Here is a 23,857-nt window from a genome sequence, read left to right on the forward strand (position 1 = left end):
GGATCAGGCTGCCCTCAGCTCCACCGCCCTGCTGCGACAGGATCAGCGGCGAAGGTCTCTCACCTCCACTCGAACCACAGCGCCTCACGGCGCACCCACGACCTGAGGCACTCGACCGCGACACTCCTTCTGGAACAAGGCGTCGAACTCGTCGTCATCAAGGAACTCCTCGGACACGCCCACATCGGCGTCACCGCCACCGTCTACGCACACGTCCGCCTCCGCCTCCAGCGCGACGCCATCGACCTCCTCGGCCATACCCTCGGCAATGCCTCCGAGGCCGACCCCGACGACGGCGACGACCCACCGCTTTGTGCAGCACCCGTCCGCTGACGTTGCCGTCAACTACTGCCGTCAAGACGCCATGTAGCCCTCCCCGGAACAGTTCCGGGGAGGGCTACATGGCGTCTTCATACTTACTTTCTAACGCGGACTCTTGAGTTCAGATCGCCTCTCAAAGTTCCCAGTTACTAAGTTCGGCAAACGCCTCGACGGAAGGAACCAACTGCACAGCAAATGCGCTTGCCGATGCCTGCGCTTGGGTTGCCGCCGAGCGGCCAGTCATACCTTGGGCGGAATCATCTGCCCTCTGAGACAAAAGAGCAAGGACCTCACGCTCAGCGTCAATCTCCATTTGCACTAGCCGCCCCGGGGGAGGAGGCTCTTCTCCGCACCTTACAATTACGGGATTTTCTCCCGACAACTTGAAGTCGAGCATGGAGAGCAGTGACCTGAGGGTATTGATGGACATCTCCACCTTCGGGACTGAAGGCCTCAAGGAGACGGCAAGAGCATTTCCCACGAGCCCCACCGCCTGAGTCACATAGAACTCCGGGCGAGAGGAATCATCCTCGCCATCCTGAGATTCCATCTCCAGCTCATCCAATGCCTCGGCGCACTCGTCCTGGACAGACTCGCCAGCAGCTGCCGCCCAAGCAAGCTCAAGCGAGGCATCGGCCCACGTCAGGTACTCCGAGGGGCCTAGGGCTCGACAGAAGGTCACCCCCCGTTCCGCAGCTGCAGCACAGATCAGCATCAGATCAGAGTCCGAAGCGTTCGAAATTGCCTGAAGTTCCGACGGAATCTCCATGTCCCTCTAGCCTCCAGTGGCCCAGAAGATTGTGAATGGGGAGTTCTGTGCAGCATGACCGCGGATCCCTGCGCCACCCAACGTCACCCCGCGAACGTTCAGCATGGGCGAACAGATGGCAACGCAGAAGTTTCGCGATGCCGCACCGAACACTGCATGCTCATTTGGCCCCAAGCTGTTAAGGATCCCTTCCTCTGCATGTCCAGCCGCCTGCACGAATTCCTCTCCCGGCCGGAGTGTCCACCCGGAAGGCATTGCACCGCCCCCATTGATTCCGATCCGAGTGGTAAACGCCTTCGTCTGAGAGTTGAAGACACCAATTACCGCCGTGGTGCCCTTCACGTCCGCCATGAAGTAATCATTGCGGGACGCCTGCAACTCTTCCGCACGGTTGAGAGCAAGCATTGCATCGTCTTCAGTTGCAACCCCAGGACCACAGTTGTGAACCAGGACCGGTGTGGTGCCCGCGAGCACATAGTACGTGTGGAGCAGATTGACGGTCAGGTTGTGGGTGGTGACGGCGTAGGGGTAGTTGCTGACGGACTGGATGGTGAGGGTGGTGCCGTCGGGCCGGCGGAGGTGTTCGCCGGGGGTGAGGTCGCCGGCGTCGACCCACTGGCGGCGGGTCTCGCTCCAGTAGGGGTGGTGGTGGGTGGAGGTGATCTTCGCCGGGTCGGTGGCCGGCGGGCCGCGCGGGGTGGCGTCGTCGGTGAGGGTGAGGTCGGTGAAGTCCTTGTCGTCGGGGGTGGTGATGGTGGCAGTGACCGGCTCTGGGTGAGTCTCGCCGGTCTGGGGGTCGGTCGCCATGACGACGTCGCCCTCGTGGATGTCCTCGATCGGCTTGAGGGTGCCGTCCCCCATCAGGACCCGGGTGCCGGTCGGGAAGCTGTTGGTACGGATCGGGCAGCTTCCACCGACCGAGTCGTCGGCGTCCTTGGCTACCTGCTTGGGCTCTGTGCCTGCGGCGTCTGCTGCTGATTCCTTTGCGGCTTTTTCTTCCGCGGCCTTGGCTGCTGCTGCTTCGGCAGCACGCGCCTCGGAGGCGGCCGTCTTGGCGGTGACCAGCGCGGCTTCGGCTTCCCTGGCCGCGCGTTCGCCGGATCTGATGGCGGTGTAGGCCTTCTCGATCTCCTTGTAGATCTTGAGGGCCTGGATGCCGACCTTGATGGCCTTGAAGATCTTGCCCCAGGGCACCACGTTGAGGGCCGTGTTGATGCAGCTCATCACGTCGCCCTTGGTGAAGCAGTCGCGGGCGTCGTTGAAGCCGATCAGATCGCCGACGAGGTCGACCACCTTGTGCACGAGCTCATCGCGCTTGTGCTTGCTCTCGTTGAGGTTCTTGTTCGCGGTGTCGGCCGCGTGGGCTGCGGCCTGCTCCTCCGGTGTGGGCGGCTTCCACCCCGCGAGGGTGGGGGGCGACCAACTCGCCGGAGTGATGTAGGTGGCGCCCGCCTCCTTCTCCTTCGTCAGGCCGTCGCACTCGGCCGGGGTGTCGCAGGTGGGCCGCAGGCCGTTGGCGTCGGACTTGTTGATGGGGCTGTTGTTGGCGTACGCGTAGGCGTTCCACTGCTGGGGGTCGCCGGCGACGGTGATCGGGTCGGGGCTGATGAAGCGGCCCGTCCCCGGGTCGTACTCGCGGGCTCCGAGGAGGGTGAAGCCGGTCGACTTCTCCTTGGTGCCGCCGACGAAGCCCTTGTCGCCGGCCCAGACGCCCGCCGCCGGCTGGGTGCCGCGTTCGTTGCCGAAGGGGTCGGTGGGGCGCCGGACGTGCTCGAATGTTTCCGCGTCGATCTGGACGCCGTTGGTGCCATGCGGGTCCGCGCCCTGGTAGGCGAGCGTGGAGTTTCCGCTGGTGCTCGTGCGGGTGATGGAGAGGCCGTCGGGCGCCGCGTAGGAGCGAACGTCGGTGACGGCCTTGGTGGCGGTGTCCAGGGTGAGTTGGTCGGCACCCAGGTTGAGTATGGTCTTGCCCGGGTCGCGTCGGATCATCTGGTTGCCGGACACGTCGTACAGGTAGCTGGTGGCGCCGCTCTCTCCGGTACCGGTGATCTTGTCGAGCTTGCCCTGGGCGTTCCAGGCCAGCGTCTTGGTGCCCGGGGTGTCGGTGATCGAGGTGGTGTTGCCCGCGGCGTCGTAGGTGTACGAGGTCACCGCGGTGCCGGCCGGGCCGCTCCGGGTGGACTTCATCAGCGCGTGCGGACCGCCGGTGCCGCCGCCCGTCTTCGGGTCGGTGGACGGGGTGTTGGGGCCGGTGCCGAAGGTCTGGGTGGTGGTGACGTCCTTGCTCGCGTCACCGGTGACGTCCTTCTGGACCAGCTTGGTGCGGTTGCCGATGAGGTCGTACTCGTACTGCTGCCAGTACGGGGCCGGGCCGCCGACGCTCGGCGGGCCGTCGCCGGCGGACGGTCCGTCGGTGTTGGTGCAGGCACCGACAGCGGGGACGTCGGGCATCGGCTTGGTGGTCTGGGTGCCGTTGTCGGTCCAGGCCTGGGTGAGTCGGCCGAGGTAGTCATGGGTGAAGCACTGCAGGTCGGCTGTCTGGCCGTCCTGCGCGTTGCGGGCCGAAGTGACCTGGCCGAGCGGGTTGTAGGTGTAGTCGACGGCGTCGACGTGGGCGGTCTCGGCGGTCTGCTTGTCGAGGATCGAGCGCGTGACCCTGCCGGTGGCGTTGTCGATCGAGAGCGTGGCGACCACCTGGGCACCCGCACCGCCCACCGTGGTGCGGTAGGCCCGGCCGTAGGGGTCGTAGCGGACGTCGGCCACATAGGTCCTGGCCTGACCGGCCCCGAAGGCACTGGACAGCCCACCGAACTGACCCACGTCATCGGGGGCGAACGTGAGGATCTCCCGACCCATTCCGGCTACGGCCGGAAGGGTGGTGGCCGACAACCGACCGCCCTCGTCATAGGCGTTGTCGGTCTGGTAGACGCCGGCGAGCTCGTTCTCGACCGCGGGGATGGTGGTCTTGGAGCCCTTCTCGCGGTAGCCGATGTCGTAGCCGGTGACCTCCGACTTGTAGGCGGCTCCGCCCGCCCCGCCGACGTAGCGGGTCGAGGAGGTCGGCTTGCCCAGGGCGAGGGTGTCGAAGGTCCAGGCGGCGACCTGCTTGGCCGGGTCGACTGCCGTACCCTCGTAGGCCGCGACGGTACGGCCGAGCAGGTCGGCGACGCTGGTCGCACTCTTGCCGCGCGAATCCGTGGCGGTGACGAGGTTCTTGCTGTCGTCGTACGCGGTCGTGCCCGTACCCGAGTCCGGGTCGGTGGTCTTCACCGGGCGGCCCAGCAGGTCGTACTCGTACGTCCATTGGTTGCCGGCCGGATCCTTGCGCCAGACCTCCTTGCCCTCCGGCGTGTAACCGTAGGTGGTCTCGTCGTACGCGCCGGTCGGGGTGTTGGACTTGTACTGACGCAGAGCGAGGGTGTTGCCGCGGGCATCGGTGATCGTCGCGGAGGCGTAGCCGCCGGCCGGCGGGGTCGTACGGACTTCGTCGGCGCCGGGGTAGTCGGTGCGGGTCCGCCACTGCTCGACGCCGTACGACTGGAAGATCGAGTCCGTGACCCGGCCCATGCCGTCGAACTTCTGGACGGTCTGGGAGGGGACCTTGCCGTCCGGCTCCACCCCGCCGTTGGGCAGGAACAGCTCACCGGAGGGCTGTGCCTCGTCGTTGTAGTAGGCGGAGCTGGTCTTGGTCTGCCAGCTGTGCGAGTCGAACAGCGCGTCGGTGATCATGCGTCCGGTGGCACCGGAGGGGGTGCTGGCCTGGGTCTGCCGGACGCGGCCGAGGCCGTCGTAGATGGAGTAGCTGGAGGTGTAGGTCTTCAGGTCGCCCATCAGTGCCTGGGTGAGCACCTGCGACGGCGCGTTGGTGCCGTTGACCGCGTAGGAGATCTTGCGGTTCGGACGGTTGGGGTTCTTGGCCCGGTCGTTGTCCGGGCCCCAGCTGGCCAGCGCGCGCCCGAGGGCGTCGAAGTCCTGCTGGCTGACCCGGCCGTTCTCGTCCTTGATGTTGAGCGGCGATCCGCGCCCGACATCGAGGGTGCTGACGGTCTGCCAGCCCATCGGGTTGGTGTGGGTGACCTGGGTGGGCAGTTGGCCGGCGGCCGGGGAGTACTCCGTCCTGGTCTCGGCGCCGGTCTGGTGGGTGGCGTCGGTGCGGGTCGGGTCGACGGTGCTGGTGACCCGGCCGTACACGTCGAAGCCCGCCCGGGCGGTGGCCCGGTAGACCGGCTTGCCCGCGGCGTCGTAGCGCTCCAGGACCTCGGTCGAGGTCTGCTCGGACTTGGCACCGGCCTGGCCGAGGGGCAGGCCGTCGAAGTACGCCCGGGTGTCGGCCGCGGTGTTGTCCTTGGTCGCGGTCCGGCCGCAAGCGCCCTTGAGGACCAGGGTGCGCGAGGCCAGCTGCGTCGGCGCGCCGCCGGGGCCGGTGGCGTACTCGAAGGAGGTGCAGAGCAACTGTTCGGGGTGGGCCAGGTCGCCGTTGTCGTAGACGGTCAGCGGACGGGCGAAAGGGGTCGAGTCGTACGAGGTGGACCGCTCGCGGGTGCGCCAGCCGTCGGCCAGCTTCTCGCGGTTGGTCACCTTCAGGACGTTGACGGCCCGGGCGGTGATCGGCGGCATGCCGCCGGACTGGTTGCGGGTGGCCGTGACCGGGCCGATCCACGGGTCGGAGACCACGGTGGAGAGGAGCTCACCGTTCTCGCCGTTGTAGGTGGCGGAGTCACGGATGAATCCGACCAGGGCGTTCTCGTCCTTGATGGTGCCGCCGTGGACGTCGGCCACGGTCACCTGGCGGGTCGTCTTGTCGGCGAGGACGTCGCCGTCCATGCCGCGCAGGAACGTGGCGACCGACTTGGTGCGCGGCGCCTCGACGTCGCTGCCGTTCCCGGTGAGGGTCGTGACCGTCGCGTACCCGCGGAACTGGTCCCAGGTGCGGTTCTTGGCGTCGGCCATCTCGGAGTCGTTGCGGTGCCAGGCCGCACCGCCGCCGTACACGTACTCGGTGACGACCACGGGCTGGCCGCCGGCGACGGTGTCCTCCTGGGACACGGACTGCACGACGATCTTGTTGAACCAGTCGTTCACCGGATCCGGCGCGCTCTGCCCGGGCAGGTACCACTTGACCGGCATGCAGGCCATCGTGTTGCCGTCCTCGGAGGCCGGCATCCTGCCGCCCGCCTCCCGCGAGCACTCCGCCGGCCGGTAGACGACGTTGATCAGACCGCCGGTCTCGGTGGTGATCCGCTGGATGCGCGGGCGGTTGTACGGCTCGACGGAGCCCGGCAGACCGTCCGGCTGGAGGACCTGGCCCTTCACGCGGTTGGCGATCTGCAACGGCTGGAAGGACACCGGCGGCAGGGTGATCGGCGTGCGGTTGTTGCTTCCGGTGCGCTGGACCGAGTCCAGCCAGAGCGAGGGCGAGGTGCCGTCGCCCGGGGCCGGGAAGGACTGGTTGAGGGCGAAGGAGTCGACCGCGCGGTAGCCGGTGCCGTCCCGGACCTCGGTGTCGATCCTCGTGAGGCGCTTGGTGGTCCAGAAGGTCGGCGAGTAGACGGTGCAGTCACCGGTCGCGTCACAGTTCTGGTCGGTCGGCGTGTCCGGCCAGCGCTTGGCGTTGGCCTTGGTCCGCTGGCCCGGGTCGCAGGCGAAGCCGTTGTCCGGCAGGCAGCGCTCGGCGGTGCGGAACCACACCTGGGCCGCCGGACTCGCCTTGCCCTTGGCCGCGATCTGGTCGGGCAGGCGCTGGCCGTAGCCGATCCAGGTCGGGTAGCTCGCCCGCTGGTACTGGGTCCTGGTGCCGTTGCCGTTGTTCTGGCCGCCGCCCCTGCCGTAGTAGTTCTGCTCCTGCTCGTACCGGTAGGTGATCAGGTTCTGGTGCGGGTCGACGACGTAGTCCAGCGACCACTGCCAGCCCATCTGGTTCCAGGAGCCGGTGGCCGGGGAGCCGCTCTTCAGGCACGGGTCCTGGCCGCCGGGCCAGTAGACCGGCGTGGTGGAGACCGAGTTGGCGGCCTGGTCGGTGCCGTCGCCTCCGGGGAGGTGGTTGGCACCGAAGTAGTACTGGGTGCCCTCGACGGTGGTGATCCGCCAGGCCTCGCCGTTCCAGGCGCCGTTGTTCTGGCCGGTCAGCCGCTCGACCTTGGTGCCGTCCTCGCCCTGGAGGTGCCAGGCACAGGACTTGTCGTCCTTGACCAGTTGGCCCGCGTGACCGGCGAGCGAGAGCTGGAGCAGGTCGCCGCCCCAGCACTGGTCGCCCGACTTGTCGATTCCGGCGTCCTTGCAGCTCTTGTAGCCGCGGACGATGGACCCGGGGTGCCACTCCCAGCCTTCGCCGATCCAGGACGGCTGGGCGTTGGTGGAAGCGGTCTTGCCGTCCACGGAGGAGGAGTCGTAGCCGAGCGAGACGTCGGGCGCGGGGCCGGCCAGGGCGGAGGGAAGCTCCACGGTGTAGCCGTAGGTGAAGTTGCCCGCGTTGGCGCCGGCCTGCCAGGAGGCGGACGGGGTGATCGGCGAGGCGGTGAAGTCGCCGCTGCTGCCCTTGGCATCGGCCTCGACGGCGAATGCCACCGCGGGGGCCGCCGCCGAGCCGGCGAAGGCGCCCGAGGTGAAGGACTTGGCCGGGGCCGCGGTGGCCGACTGCGGGACGTCGACCTCGGCGACCAGCCGACCGGTGGACTGGTCCCGGTGGGACGGCACCGGGGTACGCGTCTTGCATCCGGCGGCAGTCGGGGTCGTCAGCGCACACCCGGGCAGTTGGACGATCCGGGCCCGCGCGGCCCAGTCGGCACCGGCGTTCGCCGCCCAGGCCCGGGTGTCGATCCCGACCTGGACCCGACCTGCCCGGTTGCCCCCACCGGTGTCGGTGAGGGCGACCAAGGCGCCGTTCACACCGGCGGCCGTCGCCTGGCCCTCATCGGCCAGTTCGACCTGGAGCGCCGAGGGGGCGTCGCCGACCGGGGCCGCCTGAGCGGTCCGGGCCGACGACGCCGCACCGGCGGCCGGAGCGACCCAGACCGGCAGTGAGCCGGCCTGGACCGGCGGCGCGGGAGGGGAGGTCGGTGCCGCGTCGGCTGCGGTCGGCGCCAGGGACGCCTGGGCGCCGGCGCCACCGAGCACGGCGGTGGCCCTGCCGGAGGGTGGACTGGAATCCGCGGGTGGCGACCACTTCTTCCCGGGGTCGGGCCGGTAGCCGGCGGCCTTGCCGCTCGTGCCCTTCACCGGATGGGTCTCCGGCACCGGCGTGTTCGGCGGCACCCACACCTTCGGCGGAGCGGCCGCGTGGGTGACCGCCTCGACCGAGGGGATCGTCACCCCCGACATGCAGACGGCCAGCGCGGCCACGACGGCCACTCTCAGCCTGTGCGGGCGCGTGAAAACACGGACTCTTCGCGACAACTGATCCCCCAACAGATTGCCAAGGCTTGAATCGGACCGGCCTCGCCGACCCGGGCCTCCGGAACCCTAGGGGCATACGACCTATCCGGAACAGGAGGAATCCATGATCACTCAGTGTGATGAACGTCACCCGGAGAGCAATGTGCCACCACCCGCGACAACTCGGACACCCTGTCGACAAAACGCTTTGACAGCGAAGCAAATGTGAAGGCAGCGTGCGGCTGGCTTTCCGTCACATCACTTTCGACAACGGGGACTTCATGTCGAGGTCAAAAAGTCCATCTCCTCCGACTCCCGCACGTAGCAAGAGAATGCGGACATTCGGCGCGGCTCTGCTGCCGCTCGCCTGCACGGCCGTCCTCTCGCTCGGAGCCGGGCTGCTGGCTGCCCCCGGCACCGCCGCGGCCGCTCCCGCCGACCGCAACCACGGCCCCGCCGACACTTCCTGGCCGACGGCTCCGCCACCTCCGGCCAACGGACAGTCCGATGCCCGCGCGGCGCGGACCGCGGCGATCCGCGCCGCACAGGCGAAGGCGAAGAGCACCGGGAAGCCGGTCGTCGTCGACGCCCTGACCACGGGGAGCAGCCGGACCACGGCCAATCCGGACGGCACGCTGACCGCCGACTCCTCCCCGATCGCGGAGCGGGTCCAAAACGCCGACGGCACCTGGCGCGCCGTGGACGCGGCCCTCCGGGCCGGTCCGGACGGCACGGTCGCGCCGACCGCCGTCCCGTCCGCGCTCACGCTCTCCGGCGGAGGCGGCGGACCGCTGGCCACCATGGCGACGGCGGACGGCAAGAAGCTGTCGATCAAGGCGCCGTTCGACCTGCCGAAGCCCGAACTCACCGGCAGCAGCGCGCTCTACCGGTCCGTGCTGCCCGATGTCGACTTGGAGCTGAGCGCCACCTCCGCCGGTGGCTGGCGCCAGGTCCTGATCGTCCGCACCGCGCAGGCGGCGGCCGACCCCAGGATCAAGAAGCTGCACCTCGACACCACCGCAGACGGGCTGACCGTCAAGGCGGACGCCAACGGCAACCTGACCGCCGAGGACGCTTCCGGCCGGGCCCGTTTCACCGCTCCGGCGCCGCTCATGTGGGACTCGACGACGACGCCCACCACCGCCGGCGCACCCCGGTCGAAGGCGGCTGCCGGGGCACCCTCGGCCGACGGTGCCCCGACACCTTCCGGTTCCGACAGCAGAGCGCCCGGGCCCGGGGCCCGGACCGCACCGATCGCCACCACCGTCAGCGGCAGCGGTATCGACCTGGTGCCGGACGCCTCGGTCCTCGGGCAGGGAACCGGCCCCTGGTACATCGACCCGGGCTGGAATCCCAGCGTCGACAACGGCGCCCAGGCCTGGGCGCAGGTGCAGTCCGCCTACCCGGGGAGCACGGAGTACAACGGCACCCAGTACGGCCAGGACCGGCCGGGGGCCGGCTTCTGCGGCTACATCGACACCAACAACCGCTGTGAGAAGCAGGGCAAGGAGCGCGCCTACTTCCAGGTCGGCCTGGACCCGGCCTTCTGGGACTCGACGGTGCTGGGCGCCAAGCTCTACGCCACGGTCGCCGAGTCGTCCAGCCCTTCGACGGCCACACCGATGGGCCTCTACTCGACCGGTGCGGGCAACAGCAACCCGATCAACCAGTGGACGCGCTGGGAGGCCCAGCCCTGCCCGGAACTCGCGAACTGCGCCAAGGTCGGCACGAACTGGATCTCCGGGGCCGGCGGCAAGGAGTTCGACGTCGCCACCCAGATGACCCAGGCGGCGCGCGAGCACTGGGGTGGCTGGACCTTCATGTTCGCCCCCGACGACGAGACCAACAAGTACTACCACCAGCGCTTCGACAAGGGTCCGCACATCGTCGTCACCTATGACTTCACGCCCCACGTAGGCAGCCCCGCCACCAGCCCCACCCCCGGCTTCGCCCGTGACGCCGCCTTCAACCCGTGCCAGACCCCCGGCACCGGCAACCCGTGGGACAACCCGGGCTGGGTCGGGATCAACACCGACGTCAACCTGAGCGTCGACACCTGGTCGCCGACCGGCGAGCAGCTCTGGACCACGTTCAAGATCTGGGACGACGACGACAACGGCTCGTCCAAGCTCTACGACACCAACTGGGCGGCGAGTTCGGGCCGCAAGAACGTGAGCGTCGGCCCGCTGGTCGACGGCCACCAGTACGGCTGGTTCGCCGCCACCGACGACGGCACGCTCCACAGCGCGAGCAGCCCGATGTGCTTCCTGCGCATCGACCGCACCCCGCCGACCGCCCGGATCACCTCGACGGACTTCCCCGAGTCGGGCACCCTGGGCGGGCACCCCAAACTCGTCGGCCAGGAAGGCGTGTTCACCCTGTCGGGCACCGATCCGGCCCCGGCCGGCGGTGGCCGCTCCTCGGGCCTGGCCTGCGCCCGGTGGACCACCGACCCCGTCCAGGCCGCGGCAACCGGGTGGAACTGCACCGACGGCGGCAACATCGTCAAGATGGACGGCGACGGCAGCTTCCAGCTGAAGTACACCCCCTGGCACTGGGGGACCAACTTCCTCTACCTCCAGACCCAGGACAACGCCGGCAACATGTCGCAGCCGGTCGCGTACACCTACTACGTGCCCGGCAACCCCGCCGCCGGTGACCCGGTCATGGGCGACATCGACGGCGACCGGAAGGGCGACGTCCTCCTGCCGGACGGCACCGGCTCCCTGCGGCTGGTGGGCGCCGGCGCCGACCCCTACGCGGCCCCGAACACCCGGCCCGCCTCGGCACCGGGTGCGTCGGGCAACCAGGACTGGAGCACGGCCCAGATCACCCACCGGGGCTCGTTCACCGACCGGAATGTGGACGACCTGGTCGCGCACGCTCCCGGTAGCCCGTTCCTCTCCCTGTACCCGAACGATGACATCGCCGGGCACCTCGACGGCCAGACCGCTACCACCCTGGCCAAGAGCCGGTCCTGCATCCTGCCCGACGGCACGCCGATCGACTGCGCCACCAACGGCAACGGCAGCGACTGGTCCTCCGTCACCCAGATCGCCGCATTCGGATCGCCCAACGGCGATACACCGAACCGGGCCGGTACGACCCTGGCCGGCCTGCCTCGCTCCTCCCTGCTCTTCGTCGAGAACAACAGGCTGTGGCTCAACCTCTCGTACAACGTCAAGCGCCTCGACGGCCCGGCCGTCCTGCTGTCGCAGGACCAGTCCTGGGACTCCTACGACCTGATCACCCCCGGCCCGGCCAAGGGCACGAACATCCCCACGGTGTGGAGCCGCTCGAGGAACGACGGGACCGTCCACACCTACCAGTTGGCCAAGGGCAGCACCCCGGGCACCTTCGACGCATCCGGCTTCGCGGACCCCGCCAAGGGCCGGCTGGCCGGCGGCGTCGACGCGAAGCTGTACCCGAAGGTCGGGTCCAACGGCGACGTCACCGGTGACGGAGTCCCGGACCTGTGGGCCGTCGGCACCGACAACCAACTGGTCGCCTGGGCCGGCATCGGCAGCAAGGCTCCCGACGTCAACAGCGGCCCGACGGTGACCGGCCTGGAGCAGACCCCGGTCGCACTCGGCAACCTCGACCGCCCGATCGGCAACTGGCTGGCCGCGCCCGACGGCAGCAACGCCGTCGGCGACGGGCAGAAGCGCGCCGACGGGACGGCTTCGGGGGTCGGCTGGACCGGGGACACCGTGGACGGCCGTGCGGTCACCGTGGGGTCCTTCGCTCCCGGCGCGGGCTCCACCATCACCATGACGCGTCCGGTGGTCGACACCCGCAAGAGCTTCACCGTCTCCACCTGGGCCAAGGCGGGCCCGGGCGGCGGTGTCGTCGCCAGTCAGGAGTCCGTCCACGGCAGCAGCTTCATGCTGTACACCGACGGGCCGGGGCGGAACTGGAGCTTCGCCCTGGCGTACGCGGACGACGACAACTGGTCGTACGACTACACCGGGGTGACGAATGCCGGCGCCCAGACCCGTCCCGGTGTCTGGACCCGGCTGACCGCCTCATACAACGCGGACACCGGCCTGATGGCGCTGTACGTCGACGGTCTCCTCGCCGGGACGGCGGTGCACCGGGCGAGCGCCGGCCCGCCGCCCTCGGGGCCGTTCGTGCTCGGGCGCTTCAGGTACCAGTCCAAGCCGAGCGCGAGCTTCGACGGCAGCATCAGCAGCACCGCCGTCTACCCCTTCGCGGTGGCGCCCACCGCTCCGGGCGTCACCGGGGTGGTGCGCTCGGCCGTCAACGGTGACAAGTGCGTCGACGACAGCGGCTCAGGCACCGCCGACGGCACCGCGATCCAGCTGTACGGCTGCCACGGCGGCGCCTCGCAGCAGCTCTCGCTCGGCAACGACGGCACCGTCCGCGTCCTGGGCGGGTGCGTCACCCCGCTGAACTCCGGCACGGGCAACGGCACGCCGCTGGAGTACCGCACATGTGCCGGGACCGCGTCGCAGAAGTGGGTGCCGCTCGCGAACGGCGCGCTGTTCCACCCGGCCTCCGGCCGCTGCCTGGACCTACCGGGCTGGCAGGTGGCCGACGGCACCCGGCTCCAGTTGTGGGACTGCGTGTACGAGGCGAACCAGCTGTGGACCGTTCCGACGGTGCGGACGGCGGTGCTTCCGGGGCCGCCGCGTTCCTGATGCCCGTGGTCTGAGCGGGGTGCCCCGGGTCTGCCGCGCTGGTCGGCGGGGTGGACCCGGGGTGGAGCGGAGGTGGTGAGGGTGTGCCCGGGGGTGGCGGGGGGAGGGGATGAATCGGGGCAAGGTCGGCATAGCCGTCGGCGGCGTTGACACCCGGGTCGGGCAGCTGGTGGGGTTGCGCACGATGTGGTCGCGGCCTGGCGAGGAGGCTTCTGTGCAAGCCAGAGTGTCCGTTGCGGCCGGGCGGCGGCTGCGCTCCCAGTTGGAGCAGAGCGCGGCGTTGCGGGAGGTGCTGCAGCACCCGGCGGCGCTGGTGGCGCGGCGGGCCACGGCGCGGACGTGCCGTCAGTTGGCGCCGCGCACCGCGGACCGGCTGATCGCGGACCTCAAGGGGACGGAGCCGCTGCTGGCGCGGGCCGGGCGGCCGGGGCGGACGGCGATGCAGATCGCGGCCGGGGTCGCGGCCGCTGCGGTGCTCGGCGGGCTGCTGGCCGGGCCGCTGCCGTCGGCGTACGCGGCGGGCGGCGGCCCGGGCCCGGACGTGGTGAGCACCGCGCCGCAGACGCCGCTGGGGAGCGTGACCGATCCCCGGGTGTTCCCGCGCCCGCAGGAGCAGACCGTGGCGGGCCGGGCGGTCGTGGTGCCCGCCGCCGTGACGATGGTGCCCACGACCAAGGCGGACATCGGCGCGGTGCTGGCCGTGGACGAGGTGCTGAAGGTCGCCGGGGCGACCGAGGTGACGACGCGTCCGGACGGCGGGACGCCGGCCGCCGGCTCGCTGGTGGTGTACGTCGGCGGCCCCTCCGAGGGGGCCGAGGGCGAGGTCGACCGGGTGCTGCGGCAGCTGACCGCCGCGGCCGGGGGCAAGGAGGGCACCGCGCCCTCGACCGCGAACATGCCGGCCGGCGGGTACGTGCTGGCGGCCGGTCAGCTGCCCGCCCAGGGCGGCGGGACGTACGGCGCCGTGGTGCTGGCGGGCACGGACACCGCCGGGACCTTCTACGCCGCGCAGAGCCTGCGCCAGCTGCTCGCCGCCGTACCGGCCGGGCAGGGGCAGGCCGCGGGCGCGACCGGCCTCGGCCTGCCCGGGATCACCCTGCGGGACTGGCCGAGCGGCGCGCCGGTGCGCGGCACCGCCGAGGGGTTCTACGGCACCCCGTGGACCGCGCAGCAGCGGCTGGACCAGGTCGACTTCCTCGGCCGCTCCAAGCAGAACTTCTACCTCTACTCCCCCGGCGACGACCCGTACCGGCTCTCCCGCTGGCGCACCCCCTACCCGGCCGCGCAGGCCGAGGAGCTGCGCGAGCTGGGCGACCGGGCGCGGCGCAACCACGTCACCCTCGGCTACGCGATCGACCCGGGGCAGTCCCTCTGCTTCAGCTCCGGCAGGGACGTGGACGCGCTGGTGGCCAAGCTGGACGGGCTGCGCAAGCTCGGCTTCACCGCCTTCCAGCTGCAGTTCCTGGACGTCAGCTACGACGAGTGGCACTGCGGCGACGACCGCGACGAGTACGGCACCGGGCCGGCCGCCGCCGCCAAGGCGCAGGCCGAGCTGGTGAAGAAGGTGCAGGACCGGCTGATCGCCAGGAACCCGGGCCTGGCGCCGCTGTCGGTAGTGCCCACCGAGTACCACCAGCAGGGCTCCACCCCGTACCGCAAGGCCCTGGCCGCGGCACTGCCGCAGGGCGTGCAGGTGGCCTGGAGCGGGGTCGGGGTGATCCCGGAGAAGATCACCGGCGCCCAGGCCGCCGACACCGCCGACCTGTACGGGCACCCGCTGCTCACCATGGACAACTACCCGGTCAACGACGCCACGCCGGACCGGCTCTTCCTCGGCGCCTACACCGGGCGCGACCCGGGGGTGGCCACCCGCTCGGCGGTGCTGCTGACCGGCGCGATGCAGCAGCCGGTCGCCTCCCGGATAGCGATCGCCACGGCCGGCGACTTCGCCTGGAACCCGACCGGGTACAAGCCCGACGACTCCTGGCAGGCCGCCGTCCGCACCCTGGCCGGGCCGACCGGCGCCGCCGCCACGCCCGCCGGCACGGTGCTGCCCGCGGTCACCGCGCTGGCCGGCAACAGCACCTCCTCGCCGCTGTCCAAGCAGGAGTCCGGCTACCTGACGCCGCTGCTCGACCGCTTCTGGGCCGCCGCCGAACCCACCTCCGGCACCGCCCCTGACCTGGCCAGGCTGATAGAGGCGGCCGGTCCGCTGCGGGAGTCCTTCGCCGCGATGGCCTCCGCCCAGCAGACCCTGGCGGGCACCCCGGCCACCGCCCAGCTGGCCGGCGAGGCCGCGCCCTGGCTCGGCCCGCTGCGCGACTACGGCCTCGCCGGCCAGGCCGCCCTGACCATGCTGCTGGCCCAGCACGGCGGCGACGGCACGGCCGCCTGGAAGGCCCGGGTCGAACTCAACCGGCTGCGCGAACAGCTCGCCCAGGCCCCCGCCACCATCGGCGCCGGGGTGCTCGGCCCGTTCCTGGAGCGCGCCGTGCGCGCCGCCGACAACTGGGCGGGCGTGGCGACCGGCGGGGCCGCCCCGACCACCACCATGGGCACCGCGCACGACCACCTGCCCGCGATGATGACGGACGGCTCGGCGGACACCTTCTACTGGAGCTCCGCGCCCCCGCAGCCCGGCGACGCGGTCGGCCTGGACCTCGGCGCCAGCCGCCCGGTCGCCAACGTCACCGTGCTGATGGGCGGCTGGGGCGACGGCCCGGACGCCCGCAGCGCCGTGGACGACTACATCCGCGACGGCGTGCTGGAGTACTCCACCGGCGAGGGCGGCTGGAAGCAGCTCGCCGTGGTCAGGAACCAGAAGACGGTCAGCGCCCAGCTCCCGCCGGGCACCCTGGTCCGGGCGGTACGGCTGCGGGCCACCGCCGCGCAGAAGACCGCCGTCGCGGTGCGCGAGTTCACCGTCACCGCCCCCGACGAGTCCCCGGCCAGCGTCACCGGCGGTCCCACCCCGCTGCCCGGCTCCTCCGCCGCCGCCGTACTGGACGGCAACCCGGACACCGCGTACCGGGCCGCCAGGCCGCCGACCGCGCAGGACGACCCGCTCACCGTCGAACTCGGCGCCGCCCGTCCGCTGGACCGGCTCACCGTACTGACCGACCCGTCCGTGCGCGCCACCGCCACCGTCGCGGTGCGCCGGGCCGACGGCACCTGGGCGGACATCGGCACCGTGCAGCCCGGCTACAACGAGCTGCCGGCCGGCGGGCAGGTGGCCGGCGCGTTCCGGATGACCTGGAAGCCCGGCGGCGACCCGCCGGTGGTCAACCAGGTGATCCCCTGGTACGCGGACGCCCCGGCGGCCCGGCTCAGCCTGTCCGACCCGGCCCTGGACGTGGTCACCGGCGCGGCCTCGCCCGCCCAGACCCGGGCCACCGTGGAGGCCGGCCGCCCCGAGGGGACCACCGGCGAACTGCGCGCCGAGGTGCCGGCCGCCGCCAAGGGCCTGACCGTGGCCCCGGCCGGCCCGGTGACCGTGCCGCGCGGCGGCCGGGTCGGCGTGCCGCTGCTGGTCGCCGCCGCGCCGGGCACCCCGTCCGGCACGTACCAGGTGCCGGTGCAGTTCGTGGCCGGGACGACCACCGTCAAGCAGGTGCTCCAGGTGCACGTGGTGCCGCCGACCAGCGGCCCCGACCTGGCGCTCGGCGCCAAGGCCTCCTCCTCCGGCGACGAGACGACGGGCTTCCCGGCCGCCGCGGTCACCGACGGCGACCCGAAGACCCGCTGGTCCTCACAGGCCAAGGACGACGCCTGGGTGCGGGTGGAGCTGCCGCAGGCGACCCGGCTGGGCGCGGCGGTGCTGCACTGGCAGGCCGCGTACGCCACCTCGTACCGGATCCAGGTCTCGGCGGACGGGAACACCTGGACCGACGCGGCGACGGTGGACAACGGCAAGGGCGGCGACGAGACGGTGCGCTTCGACGCGCCCGGGACCCGGTTCCTGCGGATGCAGGGCGTGGCGCGGGCGACCAAGTACGGCTACTCGCTGTGGGGCATCGAGCTGTACGCGGTGACCCCGCCGGTCCAGCCGCAGCCGCCGGCCGGCCAGCCCGCGCAGCCGGGCGGGGCACCGGTCGCTCCCGTGACGTCGCCGACCACGGCGCCACCACAGAAGCCGTAACCGCAGAAGCCGGCCTGCGAGCCCGGGTGGTCCACCCGGCGAGCCGAAGGGGCGCGCCGGTGCCGAAAGGGAGAGCGCGAGGGAGCGAGTTGGGGGTCCCCCCGGCCGGAGGCTGGGGGAGAGCGAGGGAGCGCCGACCGTCGGCACCGGACGAGAAGCGCCCCGGAGGCGAGCCGGGTCCCGATAAAACAGCGGCGCGCCGGTGCCGAAAGGGAGAGCGCGAGGAGGCCCCGAGGAACGAGGGGCATCGGAGCGCCGACCGTCGGCACCGGACGAGAAGTGCCCCGGAGGCGAGCCGGGTCCCGATAGAACAGCGGCGGGCCGCCGTGCTCCCCGATGCGGGGGGCGCGGCGGCCCATGAGGCGCGTACCGGCGGTGTGTCGGGCGGGCCCTTGTGTCGCTGTGGTCAGGCGGAGAGCGGTTCGGGCTGCTCGCCGCGGCGGACGGGTGCGGGGTGGGCGCCGTGCGCCCGACCGATCGGGACCGAGTGGTTGGGCTCGGTATGGTCGTGGTGCTCGTACTCGCTCCACTGGGGGGCGTGCAGGTGGTCCCCGCCGCCGTACGGCTCCAGGTAGGGGCGCCAGCGCGGGTCCTTGATGCCGGTGCCGATGATCCGCCAGGCGAGTCCGCTGGGCGGGGCGGGTGGGCGCTTCATCCGCCACCCGAGTTCGGTGAGGTGGCGGTCGGCCTTGGTGTGGTTGCAGCGGCGGCAGGCTGCCACCACGTTGTCCCACCGGTGCTGGCCGCCCCGGCTGCGCGGGATGACGTGGTCGACGCTGGTGGCGGCGGCCCCGCAGTAGACGCAGCGGCCGTGGTCACGGGCGAACAGCGCCCGGCGGGTGAGCGGGACGGGCCCGCAGAACGGGACCCGGACGAAGCGGGTCAGGCGGACGACGGACGGCGCCGGAAGGGCGCTGGTGGCGCTGTGCAGAGTGACTCCCGAGTCCTCCAGGCTGACCGCCTTGTGGTTGAGGACCAGGATGAGTGCGCGGCGCATCGATACGACGCCGAGTGGCTCGTAGGACGCGTTGAGGACCAGGACATGCGGCACGGATGCCTCCTTGGACGCCTGCGACGCGTGGCTCGCGCCGGGACGAGCGGTTGGATCGCGCAACGAGTACGCGATCTCCCCCAGTGTCGCCTTACGCCTTTGTACGGCGCCACCACTCCTGTGTAACGGAGCTGACGTGAACTTCGGGTGTGCTCTCTGTCATACGCGGTATGCCCGGGGAAGGTCGGGTTGCACCCGGGTGGCGGCGGGGTCGGACCCGGATGGCGCCGGGTGGCCCTCCCGGGGGACGGCTGGGCCGGTCGGAGCAGTGTCCGGGCCGGGGCGGGCGGGCGGCCGGGCCGGTGTCCGGGGGGAGCGCACCGGTGCGTTGACGGGGCGTCCGGGGCGTTGCGCACGCCCTTCGGCGGCTTCCGTCCGGGCCGCGGGCTCCGTCCGGCGTGTCCGGGCGGGTGTTCGGTGCCGGATAGGCTAAGGCGCACGGTCCGCGGGCCGCTTGCCGGCGGTGCGGGCCAGACACGCCCCCTGCAAGGAAGGTCCGCACGTGTTCCGCTCCGGCGCAACCGGTCTGTCCGACGCGTCCCCGACGCTCTCCACCCCGACGCCGGCTCCCAGCCCCACCGCGCAGCTGCCGAACCTCGACCTGCGGATCCCGACCAGCGCGCAAGAGGTCTCGGACACCACCAAGCAGGCCGCCAGCTGGTTCGACACCCACTGGCAGGGCTGGCTGGCCTCCGGTCTGCGGATCGTCTTCATCATCCTGCTGGCGCTGGTGCTGCGGACCGTGGTGCGCAAGCTGATCACCCAGCTGATAGGGCGGATGGCGCGCACCCACGAGCACCAGGAGGAGAGCCGGCTGGGCGGGCTGCTGGCCAACACCGGGGTGGTCAACCCGGAGCGGCGCCAGCAGCGCTCGGAGGCGATCGGCTCGGTGCTGCGCAGCGTGGCCTCGTTCAGCATCCTGGGCACGGCGGCGCTGATGGTGCTCTCCGCACTGGGGGTGAACCTGGCGCCGCTGCTGGCGAGCGCCGGTGTGGCCGGTGTGGCGATCGGTTTCGGCGCCCGCAACCTGGTGACGGACTTCCTCTCCGGGGTCTTCATGATCATGGAGGACCAGTACGGCGTCGGCGACGAGATCGACACCGGGGTGGCGACCGGCACGGTGCTGGAGGTCGGCCTGCGGGTGACCAAGCTGCGCGGGACGAACGGCGAGATCTGGTACATCCGCAACGGCGAGGTGAAGCGGATCGCCAACATGAGCCAGGGCTGGGCGACCGCCTCGGTCGACGTCCAGATCGGCTACAAGGAGGACCTGCTGCGGGCCGAGGAGCTGATCCTGCGGACGGCCGAGGAGCTGGCCAAGGAGGCCCCGTACGACGAGCTGGTCTGGGCACCGGTGTCGATCCTGGGCGTGGAGTCGGTCGCGGCGGACTCGGTGATGGTGCGGGTCGAGGCGCGGACCGCGCCCGGCAAGGCCCCGGCGGTCGCGCGGGCGCTGCGCCAGCGGCTGAAGGCGGCCTTCGACCAGGCCGGGATCAAGGTCAAGGAGGAGGCCCCGACCGCGGCGGGGGTGGGGGCGGCCACCGGTGTGGTGATCGCGCCGGCGCCGGCCGCCGGGCCCGAGCAGGCGGCGCCGTCGGCGCTCGCGGACCCCAACTCGCCCCGGTTCCGGGCGACCGAGCCGATACCGCTGCCGAAGCAGGACGACGCGGCGAGGCCGTAGCGCCCGGGCCTCACGGACGCGGGCCCGTCGAGACGCGGGCCCCGCCCCCACCCCGGTGGTTTCCCGGGGCAGCCACAGAACGGGGGCGGGCCCGCCGCCGGCGGTTGAGGGGAGTGGGAGTACGAGTTGGTCGGTAGGGAGCGGGACAGGGGTTTCGGATCGGCTGGATTCACCATCCCTACCGAGGGACCGTCGGGAGGGCCGTGCGCGTGCGCAGAGCCTGATCGCGCGCGCGGAAGCCGAAGCCGATGAGGGTCACGCTCTCTCCGGCACTGAGCGGCGTCCGGCCGTGCGGCGTGAGCGCGCCGTCGAATACGACACAGTCACCCTCAGCGAGATCGCATTCGAGATAGCCGTCGGCGTTGATGAAGACAGTGGTACTGGCCCTGGACGCACCGGTGAGGCGAGTGTGCTTGAGGCAGAGGATCAGGTTGGCCTCACCGAAGCCGGACTCGTCAACATGGAAGTCGAGAAACTGCCCCTCCTCGTAGCCGATGTAAACGCCGGTGTGCGGCTGCTCGACTTCCAGGCCGGTGGACCGTGCTACGACTGCGGCGAGATCGATCTGTGCGGCAAACCTGTTCGCGGCGTTGCCTGCGGCGGCGTTCCACTTGCCGTTGTGGAGGTATCCGTCAGTGGCTACGGCCTTCTCGGCCTCCACCGCCATAGCGGCGATCAGCTCGGCGGGAAATGACTGGTCACGCAGGTGGCGCGGTTGCACGCGCTGGTGTGCGGTGAGCCCGCGCACAGCGTCCCGGAGGTAGGGGAAGTCCCCTCCCCACCGGGCCGTGGTCCGGGCCGTGGTGCGGGACTGGAGCCATGCGGTCCACTGGCGGCTCCACTGACCCGGTGCGGCGCGGCCTGCCGTCGTTGCGTCGACCTGGCCGATCAGCAGCTCCACCCTGTCGAGTACGGCCTGTGTGGACTCGACCAGTTCGGTGTCCCCCTTGGCGATCCGCAGCCACAGCGCTTCTTGCAGATGGGCCCGGGCATCCTCGAGGTCGCCGCGCTCCATCAGGTGCTTGCCGGCGTGCTGTAGCGCGAAGTCAAGGAGTTCCGGGTGCCGGCTTCGCGCGGTGTTCAATGCACTGCGGTAGAGCGCGTCCGCAGTCTGCACGTCACCGGCATAGCGGTGCGCGTCACCGAGGTTGAGCCCGGTGGCGACAACGGCCCGGGCGTTGCCGATCGCTGCGGCGAGGTCGAGCGACTGCCGGAGGATCGTACAGGCCTCGTCGTGGTTGCCCAGGCACATCTGGGCGATACCGATCCATCTGGTCAGGACCCGAGTACGCGCGGGGTCGGCCTCCTCCGGCAAGGCCCGCAGTTCCTCCTGGAGTCGGCCGACCGCGATGGTCAGCTCGTTCCGGTCGGTGGGGACCATCCGCAGGTTGTCGTCGTGAGTGATGAGGTGATCAAGCACTTGACCCTCCGTCGTTCGGTTCTGCTCAGCGTGGCACTACAGCTGGTCGGTCTGGTGGCGCAGGTCGGCCAGCAGCTCCACCCCGTGGGGAGAGAAGTGCTCACGCAGGAGTTCGAGTTCGCGCATGAGGTAGCGGACGGCCGGCAGCCCCTCGTCGTAGGCGCTCCGGAAGCTCAGACGCTCGTTGGGCGTGAGGTCGCCCCGTCGCAGTTCGATCTGGCGAAAGCGCAGCAGCCGGTTGTACACGCAGGTCGCGTGGAAGGCCCTGTCGATCTCCCAGTAATGGTTGCGGTCCTCTCCCTGCCCGGCTCGCCACTTGATCTCGATCTTGGGAGAGGTCTTCGAGGAGTACCCGTCGGCGAAGACCCGGTGCTGGAGGACGTGGAAACTGATCGACTGATGGGTGCCCTCGTGCAGCAGGTTCTCCGCCAGGAAGAGGTGGGAGGGCGGCTCGCTGACGGTGTTCGGCGGGATGTGCCGGGACGCCTTGTCGGAGAACGTGATGACGTACGGGAGCGCCGGGTCGCTGGAGCTGGTCAGCGAGGAGACGCGGGCGCCGGGCTTGAGGCCCACCCACAGCAGCCCACGGACGAATTCACGCACTGGCTGCGGCGCTCGCTCCGACACCAGGAGACGAACTACGCGCGGAACGAGGCACTGGTGCGGTTCAGCCTCGCCGGAGCGCTCGCGCAAGCAGGTGAGGCCGAGGAATCGGCCCATGAACTCACCTCGGGAGCCGTCCTGCTGACCGAGGTGTCGTCCGGCCGGGCGCGCACATCGATGGAGGAGGCACACTCCCACCTGAAGCTGTTGAATCCCTCCCTGGCCGCTGCCAGCACCGCCCACCTGATCGCCTAAAGGGAGAATCGTGCAGATGCCAGTCTTCGAGACCTTCACAGATCCTGACGCCGCTGCCCTGGTGCTGGACGAGATGGCACCGCTGTACGAGCGGGTGTTCGCGGAGCCGCCCTACTTCGAGGGGCCCCGCGACCTGGCCGGGTTCCTGGAGGACTACGAGTCGTTCCGAACCATGCCCGGTTTCCGACTGGTGCTCGCTCGCTCAGGCGCTGCGTTGGTCGGGTTCGCTTTCGGTGTCCTGCTCCAGTCGGGCAACCGCTGGTGGAATGACCTCGGCCTGGACGAGGGCTTCACCCGCGAGGACGGACACCGGACGTTCGTGATCCGAGAAGTCGCCGTGGCTCCGGAGCAGCGCCGGCGGGGGTTGGGCCGGGAACTGCACGCGGCCGTACTCGATGGGGCCCAGGTGGAGCGTGTGACGCTTGCGGTCCGGCCCGAAGCGCAGGCTGCGCTGAGGATGTACGAAACCCTCGGGTATCGGGCCCTGGGCGACAAGCCCCCGGCCTGGCAAGGGGCCCCGGTGTACCGCTACATGGTCCGATAGCCTGCTGGTCGGCTCCGGACGGATGCGCCCGCCGGCGAATCACCCTGCCAGATGGTCGAACTCTCCCGCCCTGACACCGCGCAGGAAGGCGCGGAGCCTGCCGGGCGTTGTAGTGATGATGACGTCGGGGTCATCGCTCTCACGGAGCTTGATGCTGCGGTCGGGGCCTTCGGCAAGGTTGATGCAGTTGACCGACTCTGAACTGTAACTGGACTTCTGCCAGTCCGACCGTTCCCGACCCCTTCGACCAGGAGCTGTGCGGGCTCGTGCTCGACACCGCCCCCGACTGTTCGCCGTCGTCCAGGTGTGCGGCGAGGGCTCTGCGGACGCAGACGGATGGGTCGTGGCTTGGGGGCTCGTCAACAATGACGGGCCAACACACGTGATCGGAATCGGCGGGCGGGCGTGGATGACCCTCGCGTCTCCCGAACGAACCTTGCGCCACTTCGCCGGACCACCGGGGATCACCTCGCGGCTGGTCTGGCTCGCACAGCCGGGCGCCGCCCAGCTGGACCGAGCCGAAGCTGCCTGACCTCCAACGTGCCGGCATGTCTTGTCGACGGAGGAGCAGGTGCGAGGGGTCGCAAGGGGTGCGGCGGGCTCGGATCCTGGATGCAAGCCCGCCCAATGTGCGTTGATCACTCGCTTTCCCCTGGTTTCGGACGGCCCGGCCGCTGCCGGCCGAGCCGCCCATCACTACGGGCGTCGTCCGCCGGCACACCAGGGGACGACACCAGGAATAGCAAAATCGCAATTCCGCCTCGGCATGCCGAGGCGGCATCATCAGGAAGAAAACAGGGGAAGAAAAATAGCGCCTCCTCTTCCAGCCACGAGACTGGAACAAAAGGCAGAGAATGATCTGTTGCGGGCCGGATAGGTCCGCATGGATCGCCCCATGGCCTTCTCATATCTTGTGCAGGACGTCGGCCTGGCCGACGTCCTGCGCAGGGGCGTGGAAATGGCGTCGGGGGGGGGGGGGGGGGGGGGGGGGGGGGGGGGGGGGGGGGGGGGGGGGGGGGGGGGGGCAAGGGGGGGCCCAGCCA

Annotated in this window: 12 protein-coding genes; 6 read left to right on the top strand and 6 right to left on the bottom strand. The window is 70.8% G+C overall.

Annotated features, from left to right (window positions below):
- Nucleotides 1-333 (top strand): tyrosine-type recombinase/integrase (locus ACFQ6N_RS37150; protein WP_380658528.1); only part of this gene is annotated, 333 nt, incomplete at its 5' end.
- Nucleotides 334-454: 121 nt separating this feature from the next.
- Here the strand turns inward: ACFQ6N_RS37150 and ACFQ6N_RS37155 are convergent.
- Nucleotides 455-1,090 (bottom strand): hypothetical protein, encoded by a 636-nt coding sequence (locus tag ACFQ6N_RS37155; protein WP_380658529.1) that lies wholly within the window; start codon nucleotides 1,088-1,090, stop codon nucleotides 455-457.
- A 6-nt stretch (nucleotides 1,091-1,096) separates the two neighbouring features.
- On the bottom strand, nucleotides 1,097-8,428 hold the full coding sequence (locus ACFQ6N_RS37160) for an RHS repeat-associated core domain-containing protein (protein WP_380658530.1): 7,332 nt from the start codon (nucleotides 8,426-8,428) through the stop codon (nucleotides 1,097-1,099).
- Nucleotides 8,429-8,793: 365 nt separating this feature from the next.
- Between ACFQ6N_RS37160 and ACFQ6N_RS37165 the strand changes: the two genes are divergently transcribed.
- Complete coding sequence (locus ACFQ6N_RS37165; protein WP_380658531.1) at nucleotides 8,794-13,122, top strand: ricin-type beta-trefoil lectin domain protein; 4,329 nt, start codon at nucleotides 8,794-8,796, stop codon at nucleotides 13,120-13,122.
- Nucleotides 13,123-13,336: 214 nt separating this feature from the next.
- Nucleotides 13,337-17,260, top strand: coding sequence for a beta-N-acetylglucosaminidase domain-containing protein (locus ACFQ6N_RS37170; protein WP_380658532.1), 3,924 nt, complete (start codon nucleotides 13,337-13,339; stop codon nucleotides 17,258-17,260).
- 406 nt (nucleotides 17,261-17,666) lie between these two features.
- On the opposite strand, the gene ACFQ6N_RS37175 is transcribed toward ACFQ6N_RS37170, so the two are convergent.
- Nucleotides 17,667-18,311 carry an HNH endonuclease gene (locus ACFQ6N_RS37175; RefSeq protein WP_380658533.1) on the bottom strand — a complete coding sequence of 215 codons (645 nt, stop codon included), beginning with the start codon at nucleotides 18,309-18,311 and terminating at the stop codon, nucleotides 17,667-17,669.
- Between the two features lie 502 nt (nucleotides 18,312-18,813).
- Here ACFQ6N_RS37175 and ACFQ6N_RS37180 point away from each other — a divergent pair.
- Nucleotides 18,814-19,992 carry a mechanosensitive ion channel family protein gene (locus ACFQ6N_RS37180; protein WP_380658534.1) on the top strand — a complete coding sequence of 393 codons (1,179 nt, stop codon included), beginning with the start codon at nucleotides 18,814-18,816 and terminating at the stop codon, nucleotides 19,990-19,992.
- A 178-nt stretch (nucleotides 19,993-20,170) separates the two neighbouring features.
- On the opposite strand, the gene ACFQ6N_RS37185 is transcribed toward ACFQ6N_RS37180, so the two are convergent.
- Both ACFQ6N_RS37185 and ACFQ6N_RS37190 read right to left on the bottom strand, forming a co-directional pair.
- Nucleotides 20,171-21,412: a tetratricopeptide repeat protein gene (locus ACFQ6N_RS37185; protein WP_380658535.1), complete on the bottom strand. Its 1,242-nt coding sequence runs from the start codon at nucleotides 21,410-21,412 to the stop codon at nucleotides 20,171-20,173.
- 36 nt (nucleotides 21,413-21,448) lie between these two features.
- Nucleotides 21,449-21,985 (bottom strand): hypothetical protein, encoded by a 537-nt coding sequence (locus ACFQ6N_RS37190; RefSeq protein ID WP_380658537.1) that lies wholly within the window; start codon nucleotides 21,983-21,985, stop codon nucleotides 21,449-21,451.
- Nucleotides 21,986-22,072: 87 nt separating this feature from the next.
- Between ACFQ6N_RS37190 and ACFQ6N_RS37195 the strand changes: the two genes are divergently transcribed.
- Nucleotides 22,073-22,270 carry a hypothetical protein gene (locus ACFQ6N_RS37195; RefSeq protein WP_380658538.1) on the top strand — a complete coding sequence of 66 codons (198 nt, stop codon included), beginning with the start codon at nucleotides 22,073-22,075 and terminating at the stop codon, nucleotides 22,268-22,270.
- A 16-nt stretch (nucleotides 22,271-22,286) separates the two neighbouring features.
- Nucleotides 22,287-22,814, top strand: a complete 528-nt coding sequence (locus ACFQ6N_RS37200; RefSeq protein WP_380658539.1) for a GNAT family N-acetyltransferase — start codon at nucleotides 22,287-22,289, stop codon at nucleotides 22,812-22,814.
- Nucleotides 22,815-22,853: 39 nt separating this feature from the next.
- On the opposite strand, the gene ACFQ6N_RS37205 is transcribed toward ACFQ6N_RS37200, so the two are convergent.
- Nucleotides 22,854-23,456 (bottom strand): DUF397 domain-containing protein, encoded by a 603-nt coding sequence (locus ACFQ6N_RS37205; protein ID WP_380658540.1) that lies wholly within the window; start codon nucleotides 23,454-23,456, stop codon nucleotides 22,854-22,856.
- Between the last annotated feature and the right edge of the window lie 401 nt (nucleotides 23,457-23,857).

Origin of the sequence: Kitasatospora sp. NPDC056446, from assembly GCF_042796115.1 — a bacterium.
Taxonomy (GTDB): Bacteria; Actinomycetota; Actinomycetes; order Streptomycetales; family Streptomycetaceae; genus Kitasatospora.

Coding starts and splice junctions, on each gene's coding strand:
- ACFQ6N_RS37200 (WP_380658539.1), top strand. CDS start 22,287: ATGCCAGTCTTCGAGACCTTCACAGATCCTGACGCCGCTGCCCTGGTG.
- ACFQ6N_RS37165 (WP_380658531.1), top strand. CDS start 8,794: ATGCGGACATTCGGCGCGGCTCTGCTGCCGCTCGCCTGCACGGCCGTC.
- ACFQ6N_RS37155 (WP_380658529.1), bottom strand. CDS start 1,090: ATGGAGATTCCGTCGGAACTTCAGGCAATTTCGAACGCTTCGGACTCT.